General features: G+C 76.3%; 8 protein-coding genes. All 8 read right to left on the reverse strand.

From position 1 onward, the window contains the following. Positions 1-79 precede the first annotated feature (79 nt). The gene (locus GSF02_RS13135) at positions 80-1,018 is read right to left on the reverse strand and encodes a 4-(cytidine 5'-diphospho)-2-C-methyl-D-erythritol kinase (RefSeq protein ID WP_159797220.1); all 939 of its coding nucleotides are present in this window, start codon (positions 1,016-1,018) and stop codon (positions 80-82) included. A 7-nt stretch (positions 1,019-1,025) separates the two neighbouring features. After that, positions 1,026-1,943, reverse strand: coding sequence for a 16S rRNA (adenine(1518)-N(6)/adenine(1519)-N(6))-dimethyltransferase RsmA (rsmA, locus tag GSF02_RS13140; RefSeq protein ID WP_159797222.1), 918 nt, complete (start codon positions 1,941-1,943; stop codon positions 1,026-1,028). 57 nt (positions 1,944-2,000) lie between these two features. Further along, complete coding sequence (locus GSF02_RS13145; RefSeq protein WP_235915551.1) at positions 2,001-3,389, reverse strand: aggregation-promoting factor C-terminal-like domain-containing protein; 1,389 nt, start codon at positions 3,387-3,389, stop codon at positions 2,001-2,003. 394 nt (positions 3,390-3,783) lie between these two features. Then, a complete protein-coding gene (locus GSF02_RS13150; RefSeq protein WP_201308920.1) occupies positions 3,784-5,043 on the reverse strand; it encodes a resuscitation-promoting factor in 1,260 nt (419 codons plus the stop codon). Positions 5,044-5,276: 233 nt separating this feature from the next. Next, the gene (locus tag GSF02_RS13155) at positions 5,277-6,716 is read right to left on the reverse strand and encodes an aggregation-promoting factor C-terminal-like domain-containing protein (RefSeq protein WP_235915552.1); all 1,440 of its coding nucleotides are present in this window, start codon (positions 6,714-6,716) and stop codon (positions 5,277-5,279) included. 88 nt (positions 6,717-6,804) lie between these two features. Beyond that, complete coding sequence (locus GSF02_RS13160) at positions 6,805-7,773, reverse strand: TatD family hydrolase (RefSeq protein WP_159797224.1); 969 nt, start codon at positions 7,771-7,773, stop codon at positions 6,805-6,807. A gap of 3 nt (positions 7,774-7,776) precedes the next feature. After that, entirely contained in the window at positions 7,777-9,399 is a 1,623-nt protein-coding gene (gene metG / locus GSF02_RS13165; RefSeq protein ID WP_201308921.1) for a methionine--tRNA ligase, read from the reverse strand. A 44-nt stretch (positions 9,400-9,443) separates the two neighbouring features. Continuing rightward, positions 9,444-10,824 (reverse strand): PQQ-dependent sugar dehydrogenase (locus GSF02_RS13170; RefSeq protein WP_159797228.1); only part of this gene is annotated, 1,381 nt, incomplete at its 5' end.

The following is a 10,824-nucleotide window of genomic DNA, read 5'->3' on the forward strand; positions in this document are numbered from 1 at the left end:
GAGGGAGACCTCTCTATCTCGGCGCAGGGCCTCTCTATCTCGGCGCGGGGCCTCTCTATCTCGGCGCTGTCTCGGGGCGTCAGGAGACGACGCGCGCCCCGTGCGCCGGCGCCGTGGTGGTCCACACGGCGTCGGCGACGCCCTCCGCCGTCCACGTCGCGGCGATCGCGAGCGCGTGCTGCCGCGAGCGCGCCAGCGCCGCCACCGTGGGCCCCGAGCCGGAGACGAGCGCCCCGAGCGCGCCGGCCTCGAGGGCGACGTCGAGCGTGCGGCGCAGGGCGGGCCGCAGCGACAGCGCCGGCTCCTGCAGGTCGTTGTGCAGCGCGGCGCCGAGCGCGACGGCGTCGCCGGCGCGCAGCGCCTGCATCAGCGGGGTGTCGTCCACCAGCGCCGCCGCCTGCGCCGTCCCCGCGGTGAGGTCGTCGAACGCGCCGTACACCTTGGGCGTCGACAGGCCCTCGTCGAACGTGGCGAACGCCCAGTGGAACTCCCCGCGGGTCATCGCGGGGGTGAGCAGGTCGCCGCGGCCGGTGCCGACGGCGGTGTGGCCCAGCAGGCAGAACGGCACGTCGGCGCCGAGCTCGGCGGCGAGCGCCGCCAGCTCGGCCCGCGGCACACCGAGGTCCCACAGCGCGTCGCAGGCGACGAGGGCCGCGGCGGCGTCGGCGGAGCCGCCGGCCATGCCGCCGGCCACGGGCACGCCCTTGGTGACGTGCAGCGCGACGTCGGGGTCCACGCCCACGTGCCGGGCGAGCAGCTCGGCGGCGCGCCAGGCGAGGTTGGTGGCGTCGGTGGGCACGCGGTCGGCCTGGGGGCCCGACACCGTGAGCGAGACGCCCGCGCCGGGCGCGACCTGGGTGGCGGTGACCTCCTCGTAGAGGGCCACCGCCTGGAACACCGACACGACCGGGTGGTACCCGTCGTCGTCGAGGGGCCCCACGCGCAGGGACAGGTTGACCTTGCCGGGGGCGCGCACGCGGACCGACGGCGCCGGCGCGGCGGCGAGTCGGCGGCTCATCGCGACATCACGGCTCCACGGTGCCAGCCGCAGGGTCGGGGCGCACGGCGTCGCCGCCCGCGCCGGCGACCTCGGGCAGCTGCTCGGCGACGCGGGCGAACTCGGCGATGCCGAGCGTCTCGCCGCGGGCGGACGGGTCGACCCCGGCGGCCCGCAGCGCCGCCTCGGCCGCGGCGCCGGACCCGAAACGGCCCGACAGCGCCGCGCGCAGCGTCTTGCGCCGCTGGGCGAACGCGGCGTCGACGACGGAGAACACCTGCTCGCGGGTGGCGGTGGTGGCGGGCGGCTCGCGCCGCTCCATCGCCACCAGCGCGGAGTCGACGTTCGGCACGGGCCAGAACACGTTACGCGAGATGGTCAGCGACCGCCAGGTGCGGGCGTACCAGGCCGCCTTGACCGACGGCACCCCGTAGACCTTCGAGCCGGGGGGCGCGGCCAGCCGGTCGGCCACCTCGGCCTGCACCATCACCAGCACCCGCTGCAGCGTGGGGAACCGCTCCAGCATCGTGAGCAGCACGGGCACCGCCACGTTGTACGGCAGGTTGGCCACCAGGGCGGTGGGCGGCTCGCCGGGCAGCCCGGTGACGTCGAGGGCGTCGGACAGCACCACCTCGAAACGCTCCGCGGCGTCCGGCACGCGCTGTGCCACCGTGTCGGCGATCTGCCCGGCGAGGACCGGGTCGATCTCGACGGCGACGACGGACGCGCCGGCCTCGAGCAGGCCCAGCGTCAGCGAGCCCAGCCCGGGCCCCACCTCGACGACGCGCTGGCCCGGCTCCACGCCGGCGGCGCGCACGATCTTGCGCACGGTGCCGGCGTCGTGCACGAAGTTCTGGCCGAGCGTCTTGGTGGGGCGGACGCCGAGGCGCCCTGCCAGGTCCCGGATGTCCGTGGGACCGAGCAGGGCGCCAGGGGTGTCGTTCATGCGCAGGAGCCTATGCCAGGCGCCCGGCGGGGCGGCCCGGAAGGCCGCCCGGGCGGCTCAGTACCAGCCGTTGGACTCGGAGTGGCCCCACGCGCCGCACGGCGTGCCGTAGCGGCCGGCGATGTAGTCCAGCCCCCAGGTGATCTGGGTGACCGGGTTGGTGCGCCAGTCGCTCGCGACCGAGCCCATCTTCGAGCCGGGCAGGGCCTGCGGGATGCCGTAGGCGCCCGACGACGGGTTGGAGGCGCTGGGGTTCCAGCCGGACTCCTTGTCGAAGAGGTTCTCCAGGCAGGTCCACTGGCTGCCGGTCCAGCCGCGCGCCGCGGCGAGCTGCTGGCCGATGGCGCGGGGCGAGCCCGACATCGACGGGCCGGAGGAGGACGAGCCGGACGACGCGCCGCCCGAGGTCGTCGAGCCCGCGGACGACGACGAGGACGAGGAGCTGGGAGCCGCGGGCTTCGGCTTCGGACGCTCCTTGGTGCCCTCGAGCACCACCTTCGCCGTCGGCTCCTTCGTGATCTTCTCCGAGACCTTGGTGCGCGACTCCTCCTTGCCGTCCACCGTGGTGACGCGCTCGACGAGCGTGCGCTCGCCCTCGGCGCCCTCCTGGCCGACCTTGGTCTCGCCGGTGTAGAGGTTGCCGTCCTTCTTCTTCTGCGTCTCGAAGGGGATGGCGGTCTTGGTGGTGACGTCCTTGGTCTCGACGCGCTGGACGACGACGGCGACGCTCGGCGCGTCGGCCTTCGACGTGTCGACGCCGGCGTCACCGGCCTCGACGACGCGCACGCGGTCGTCGCCGTCGATGGTCACCCGGGCCGCCTCGAGGACGCCCTGCAGGCCCACGGAGCCGTCGGGGGCCACGCGGGTCTTGCCGTCGGCGACCACGGCCACGGGACCCTCGGCGTCGAGCCGCAGCCCGAGGTCGGCGCGGTCGCCGGAGCGCGAGGCGACGAGGGCGACGTCGCCGCCGCGGTGCTGGAGCCCGGCGAGCGCCTCGTCCGCGTCGAGGGCCGTGACCCACACGTCGGACTGCTTGCCGTCGGTCTGCAGGGTCACCTGGCGGCCGTAGCGCACCACGATGTCGGCGCCCTCGCGGAGCGGGGAGCCGGCCGCGGGGGCGACGACGTCGCGGTCGCCCACGCGCACGCCCTGGGCGTCGAGGACGCCCTCGACGGAGCCGGCGAAGGTCGACACCGTGGTGACCTTGCCGTCGACGTCGAGCGTCACGGTCTTCTGGGCGTTGCCGTACGCGACGGCGCCGCCGGAGACGGCGAGCGCGCCGGCGGTGAGGCCGGCGACCAAGGGCCAGCGGCGGCGGCGACGGCCGGCCGCACGGGCCTTGCGGGTGGTGTCGGTGGGGGGCGCTGCTGCCGGGTCGGCGACGGCAGGGATCTGCGCGGTCGCGAGGTCGTCCGGCTCAGCGGTGGTCTTCGTGAAGTCAGTCACGCGAGTCCTGGGGTCGTGCCTCCCGGGCACGGCGGGTCGAGGCAAGGTCGAAGGGACCTCCGCGGCGCGCGGCACGCTCCGTGCGCGCACATCGCGTACGGCTCGACAGGCCGATCCGGCTGTCACGGCCCGGTGCGGGCCGAAGGGGGTCGCGCGCTACACCACGTCACAGCCGGCGGCGCGCGAAGACACTCGACCGTAACCGATTCGTTATTGAATGCCAAACGATGCGGCGGGGCAACCCGCCCCGGACCGCCCTCGAGCGCCGCCGTCGGCGCCCCGCACGACGGACGCCGGCCGCCCCGCGCGGGGGCGACCGGCGTCGTCAGGTGCGGTTTCCGGCCTCAGGCCGGGCCGCGCGCCCAGGCGCGCGAGCCGGCGGTCGAGGGATGGGTCACATGAGGCCCAGCTTCCGCGCGCACGCCGGCCACTGGCCCCAGCCCGCGCGCTCCTGGAGGATCTGCGCGCGCTGCGTCTGCTCGGCGGCCGACGCCTCGGACGGCAGGCCGCTGCCGCCGACCGACTGCCACGTCGACACCGTGAACTGGTAGAGCCCGTAGTAGCCGTTGCCGGTGTTGGTCGCCGGGTTGCCGCCCGACTCGCACTGGGCGAGCGCCGCCCAGACGCCGCTCGTCGGCGCGGACCCCGTGGCGGCCTCGTCCGAGCCGCCCGACGACCCCTCGTCGGAGGTGCCGGACGCCCCCTCGTCGGAGGCGGTGGACGACGAGCGCTCCGGCGCCGCCGCGGGCTCCGGCTCGGGCTCGGGCTCGGGGCGCTCCTTGGTGCCCTCGACCACGATCTCGTCGACCGGCGGCGTGGTGTCGCCCTCGGAGACGAGCTCGCGGGACTCCTCCTTGCCGTCCACCGTGGTGACGCGCTCCACGACGGTGTGCACGCCCTCGACACCCTCCTGGGTGACCTCCGGCTCGAGGTCGGAGAACCGCTCGGGGTCCTCCCGCGTCACCGTCTCGAACGGGATGGGCGTCTCGGTGGTGACGTCCTTGGTCTCCACGCGCTGCACCACGACGGCGACCTCGGCCTCGGTCTCGGGCACCCCGACGGCCTCCGGCGTCGCGACGCTCACGCGGTCGTCGCCGTCGATCGCCACGTCGACGCTGCGCAGCAGCGCGTCGACGCCCTGGCCGGTGTCCTTCGTCGTGCGGGTCTCGCCGTCGGCGACGACGGCGACCGGGCCGCCGCCGTGCGCGAGGCGCAGGGGCAGCGAGGCGCGCTCGCCGGAGCGGGACGCGACGAGGCGGACGTCGCCGCCGCGGGAGGCGAACCGGTCGAGCGCCTCCCCCGCGTCCAGCGCGGTCACCCAGATGTCGGCCTGGTCGCCGTCGGCCTGCAGCGTCACCTGGCGGCCGTAGCGGACGACGATCTCGGCGCCGTCACGCAGGGAGGACGTCGCGTCGGGGGCGACGGCGTCGCGCTCGCCGACGCGCACCCCCTGGGCGTCGAGCAGGCCCTCGACGGAGCCGGCGAAGGTCGTCACCGTGGTGACGGTGCCGTCGACGTCGAGGGTCACCGTCTTGCGGGCGTCCGCGTAGGCGACGGCGCCGCCCGTGGCGACTGCCGCCGCCGCGAGGCCGGCCACCCAGGGCCAGCGACGACGGCGTGCTGCGGTGCGGGTCTCGGTGTTCGGAGCTGTCACGCGGTCAGGCTCTCTGCCGGGCCCACCGGCGGATCCGGCGGGGCACTGTCGGCGACCGTAACCGGTTCGTTATCTGGGGCCAAGCGCAACGGCGCCGAGATGCCCCGTCTGATGCCTGATTGTCCGAAATATCCCCGGGTGAACATGCGCCCGAGGCGCCTGTCCGCCTGCGCGTCCGCTCGGTGCCCGCCCGGTGCCCACCCGGTGCCCGCCCGATGCCCGCCCGGTACCGCTCAGTACCAGCCGGCCCGCTGGGAGTGCGCCCAGGCCCCGCACGGCGTGCCGTACCGGCCGTCGATGTAGCCGAGCCCCCACTCGATCTGGGTGACCGCGTTCGTGCGCCAGTCGGCGCCGACCGAGGCCATCCGCGAGCCGGGCAGCGCCTGGGGGATGCCGTAGGCCGACGACGACGGGTTGTCGGCGTCGACGCGCCAGCCCGACTCCTTGGTCCACAGCTTGTCGAGGCAGGCGAACTGCGAGTCGCCCCAGCCGCGCTCCGCGGCCAGCGCCCGGGCCGTGGCGCGCGCCGAGCCCGGGTCCACGACCACGGTGTCGGGGTCCATCGTCCCGACGACCACGACCTCGTCCCGCGGCTCGCGCGTGACCACCCGGGAGGCGACGGTGCGCTCCACCTCGGCGCCGTCGAGCGTGCGGACCGCGTACGTGGTCGTCGCCTCGCCCGGCCGGCCCACCGTCCGCACGTGGCGGTAGCCCTCGGGCAGGCTGGGGTCCTCGATCGTGGTGGTCTCGAAGGGCAGCACCTCGGTGGTGGAGTCCGACGCCGTCTGGCCGCGGGAGACCAGCACCAGCATCCCGTCGGTGGCCGCGGCGGTGAGCGGCACCGACGTCGCGTCCTCCTCGGCCAGCGTGATCCCGGCGTCGGCGAGGACGTCGCGGACGGTGGCCTGCGTGGTGCGGATCGGCAGCACGGTGCCGTCCACCGCCACCCTGACGGTCTTGAGGGTGGACACGCGCACCGGCTCGCGGCCCAGCGGCGCGCTGCGCGACGCCGACGCCACCGCCCCGTCGCCGCGCTCGCCCAGCGCGGAGATGAGGTCGCCGACGGTGAGCGCCGTCGTCGTGAAGGTCTCGCTCTCGCCGTCCACCTCGAGGGTCACCACGCGGCTGGAGCGCACCACGATCGTGCCGCCGTCGGCGGCCGGGGCGCCCGCGGCGGGCTGGACCAGGTCGTCGGCCCGCACCTCGACGCCCTGGAAGGCCAGCACGTCGCCCACCGTGCGGCCGTAGGCCGAGACGGTGCGGATGCGGCCGTCGTCGTCGATCGTCACCGTCTTGTGCGCGTCGGCCACGGCGAACGTCGAGCCGGCCAGGGCCACGACGACGGCGCCCTGCAGGGCGCGGCGCACCCCGGGGCGCAGCCGGGGCCCGACGGCGGGCGCCGTCTCGGCAGGGGGCGTCTGCTCGACGCCGGGCGTCGTCCCAGCAGCGGGCGTCGTGTCGACGGCGGGCGGCGCTTCCGGCGCCCGCGGGGCGGTGGAGCGGCCGACGACGTCCTCGGGCCGCGTGGCGGCGTGCGCGGCGCGCCGCGGCGACGGGGCGGCGGCGCGGGCCTCGCGGCGGGGCCCGGGAAGAAGGGACCCGGGGACGCGGGGCACGGGCACGCGGGGTGCGGGCGCGCCGGCGTGCCGACCCTTGCGTGCGCGCGACCTCACGGGCACCAGACCGTAGCCGAACCGACCCGTCCCGGGCGCGTCGCCCCAGGCCACCGGCGCGCGAGGACGACCGGCTCCACCCGCCGGTTCACCACGTGCCGTACACGCGCGCCGTGTTCGCGGACACGGCGGCGCACACCTCCTCCAGCGGCCGCTCGAGCACCTCGGCCATGCCCCGCACGGTGTGCGCGACGGCGAACGGGGCGTTGGGCTGCCCGCGGTACGGGTGCGGGGTCAGGTAGGGCGCGTCCGTCTCGGCCAGGACGAGCTCGAGCGGCACGGCGCGCAGCGCTGCTCGCAGGTGCTCGTTGGGCTTGTAGGTGACCGGCCCGGCGAACGACAGGTACCAGCCGTGCTCGGCGCAGACGCGCGCCATCTCCGCGTCGCCGGAGTAGCAGTGGAACACCGTCCGCTCCGGGGCGCCGTCCGCCAGCAGCACGTCGATCACCTCGGCGTGCGCGTCGCGGTCGTGGATCTGCAGCGCCAGGCCGAGCTCCTTGGCCAGCGCGACGTGCGCGCGGAACGACTCGCGCTGCACCTGCGCGCCGCGCGGGCCGGTGCGGAACAGGTCCATGCCGGTCTCGCCGATCGCCCGGACGCGGTCGTTGGCCCGGGCCACGGCCGCGACCTCGGCGACCGCCTCGTCGAGCGACTTCGCGTGCCGCGGCTGCGGCGTCGGCGTCAGCCCGTCCGGGCCCACCTCGTCGACGCCCGCGTGCAGCGTGGCCTCGTTGGGGTGGATGGCCACGGCGCCCACGAGCGCCGGGTGCGCGAGCGCGCCGTCGGCGGCGCGCTCGCGCAGCAGGGCGTCGGTCCAGCGCACGGCGTCCAGGTCGCAGCCGACCTGGACGATGCGGTCGACGCCGGCGCGCGCCGCCCGGGCGACGTGCTCGGCCACCGTCGGCGCGACGGCGGGACCGCCGTCCGGGCCGGGGCGCCCGCCCGTGCGGTCGAGGTAGACCTCGGCGATCGCGTCCAGGTGGGTGTGGTTGTCCGCGACCGGGGCCGGCAGCGGCTCCGGGTCGGCCGGGAAGCCGCGCTCGCGCGTGCGGGCCACCGCTCAGGCGTCCTCGTCGAGGCGCGGGAACAGGGCGGCGCCCTTGGTGACCGTGGTGCCGGCGGGCAGCACGCCGAACGACGCCGCCGAGGCCACCGGCTGGGCCGCGATCGGGCCGAGGACCGGCTCGGCGCCGAGCGCCTCCCACAGGCGCGCGGCGGCCTTGGGCGTCACCGGGTGCAGCAGCACCGCCAGGGCGCGCAGCGCCTCGGCGGCGGTGACCAGCGACGTCGCGAGGCGTCCGCCGTCCACGCCCCTGCCCTCGGCGTCGGTCTCGCCCGGCTCCTTGGCCACCTTCCACGGCTGCGTCTCCGTGAGGTAGCCGTTGGTGGCGTCGACCAGCGACCACACCGCCGCGACGGCGTCGTGGATCGCCATGCGGTCGATCGCGGCCTCGGCGTCGGCCACGGCCTTGGCCGCCACCGCCTCGAGGTCGGTCTCCAGGTCGGTGCGCGCGCCCGCCGCGGGCAGCGTGCCGCCGAAGTACTTGCCGATCATCGCGGCGGTGCGCGAGGCGAGGTTGCCGAACCCGTTGGCCAGCTCGCCGTTGTACCGCGCGACCATGTCCTCCCAGGAGAACGAGCCGTCGCCGCCGAACCCGATCGTCCGCATGAAGTAGTAGCGGAACGCGTCCGAGCCGAAGGTGTCGATGATGTCGCTCGGCGCGATGCCGGTCAGGCGCGACTTGCTCATCTTCTCGCCGCCCACCAGCAGCCAGCCGTGCGCGAAGACCTGCTTCGGCAGCGGCAGGCCCGCGGCCATGAGCATGGCCGGCCAGATCACGGCGTGGAACCGCAGGATGTCCTTGCCCACCAGGTGCACGTCCGCCGGCCAGGTGCGCGCGAACCGCTCGCGCTCGGCGGCGTCGTCGGACCCGTAGCCCACCGCGGTCATGTAGTTGAGCAGCGCGTCGAACCACACGTACAGCACGTGCTTGTCGTCCCACGGGATGGGGATGCCCCAGTCGAACGTGGAGCGGGAGATCGACAGGTCCTGCAGGCCCTGCTTGACGAACCCGACCACCTCGTTGCGGGCGCTGGCCGGCTGCACGAACTCCGGGTGCTCCTCGTACAGGGCCAGCAGCCGGTCGGCGTAGGCGCTCATGCGGAAGAAGTAGTTCTCCTCCGCGAGCATCTCGACCGGGCGCAGGTGGATCGGGCACACCTTCTGGCCCGCGTACTCGCCGGTGCCGTCGAGCAGCTCGCCCGGGAGCTTGTACTCCTCGCAGCCCACGCAGTACGGGCCCTCGTAGGAGCCCTTGTAGATCTCGCCCGCGTCGTACAGGCCCTGCAGGAACTTCTGCACCGCCACGACGTGGCGCTCCTGCGTGGTGCGGATGAAGTCGTCGTTGCGCGCGTCGATCGTCTCGAGCACCGGCTGCCACGCCGACTCCACGAGCCGGTCGGCCCACTCCTGCGGCGAGACGCCGTTCTTCTCGGCGGTGCGCAGCACCTTCTCGCCGTGCTCGTCGGTGCCCGTGAGGAACCAGACGTCCTCCTGGCGCTGGCGGTGCCAGCGGGTGACGACGTCGGCGGCCACCGTCGTGTACGCGTGCCCGATGTGCGGGGCGTCGTTCACGTAGTAGATCGGGGTCGTCAGGTAGAAGGACTTCGCGGCCTCGGGCATGGGGTCCATCGTAGTGACCGCGCCGCGGGCGTCGACGGCCTTTCTCAGCCCGCCGGCTCGAGGGTCACGCGCAGCAGCCGGTCGTCGCCGGCGCGCGGGTCGCCGCGGCCGTCGGTGTTGTTGGTCAGCACCCACAGGTCGGCGCCGCCGGCCGCCACGACGGCGCGCAGCCGGCCGTGCTCGCCGTCGAGCAGCGCCTGCGGCTCGCCCAGCCCGGGTGCGTCGCCGTCTGCGTCCCCGGCTGCGGGCGCGACGTCGAACGGCACGCGCCACAGCCGCTCCCCGCGCAGGCCGGCGAGGTAGACGGCGTCCGGCGTCACGGCCAGGCCCGACGGCGACGCCTCGTCGGTGCTCCAGGTGGCCACCGGCTGCACCCGCCCGTCGACCACCTGCGGCAGGCGCGCGCCGGGCACGGCCGGGCTCGCCGCGCCCTCGGCCCGGCCCTGGACGTCGGGCCAGCCGTAGTCGCCGCCCGGGACCAGCAGGTTCAGCTCGTCCCACGTGTTCTGCCCGAACTCGCTGGCGAACGCCCGGCCGGCCGGGTCCCAGCCGATGCCCTGGACGTTGCGGTGCCCGTGGCTCCACACGGGCGACCCGGCCGTCGGGTTGCCCGGCGCGGGGTCGCCGTCGAGCGTCACCCGCAGCACCTTGCCGGCCAGGGAGCCGGGGTCCTGGGCGGCGGCCCCGTCGCCCGCGTCGCCCGTGGTGACCCACAGGAACCCGTCGGGGTCGAACGCCACCTGCCCGCCGTCGTGGTTCCCGGCGCGCGGGACGCCCGCGAGCACGGTGGCCAGGCGCTCGAGGCGCGGGGTGCCGCCGCCCGTGCCGAGGTGGAGGGCGCCGCCCAGCACCGCGTTGTCGTCGGCGCCGGTGCGGTAGACGACGACCGTGACGGCGTCGTCGCGGGCGGGCGCCGCGCCGTCGTCGGCGCCGTCGGCCGGAGTCCCGCCGTCGTCGGCCGGGGCGCCGGGGCCGCCCTCGGCGGGGGCGGGGACGGCGCCGGTGGGCGCCACGGCGACGCCGAGCAGGCCGCCCTCCCCGCCGGGCACCGTCTCGGCGGCGAGCTGCCCGGCGCCCGGTCCGCCGACGTCGACCACGCGGCCCGACGCCGGGTCCACCACCACGAGCCGGGCGTCGTCGCGCAGGCTCACCAGCAGCCGTCCGTCGGGCAGGGGCGCGAGGCCCCACGGGACGTGCAGGCCGTCCGCGACGGTCTCGGCGCGGCCGGTGACCGGGCCGGGCGGGAGCGCGGGCGCGGGCCACCCGGCGGTGCCGGCGGAAGGGCTGGCCGGGCCGGGGGCCGGGGTGGGCGCGGGGCTGGACGGGCGGCTCGGAGCCGGGGTCCCGGACGGGCCCGGGCTCCCCGGCGACGCCGTGGCGGCGCCGGTCCCGGCGTCCGTGGGCGTCCCGGTGGGGCCGGGCGTG

The sequence above is a fragment of the Puerhibacterium puerhi genome, from assembly GCF_009846865.1.
Classification (GTDB): domain Bacteria; phylum Actinomycetota; class Actinomycetes; order Actinomycetales; family Cellulomonadaceae; genus Puerhibacterium; species Puerhibacterium puerhi.

What these genes read in the sequence shown, in the direction of transcription:
- GSF02_RS13135 (WP_159797220.1), bottom strand. Translation starts at nt 1,018, where the DNA reads ATGAGCCGCCGACTCGCCGCCGCGCCGGCGCCGTCGGTCCGCGTGCGC.
- rsmA (WP_159797222.1), bottom strand. Translation starts at nt 1,943, where the DNA reads ATGAACGACACCCCTGGCGCCCTGCTCGGTCCCACGGACATCCGGGAC.
- metG (WP_201308921.1), bottom strand. Translation starts at nt 9,399, where the DNA reads ATGCCCGAGGCCGCGAAGTCCTTCTACCTGACGACCCCGATCTACTAC.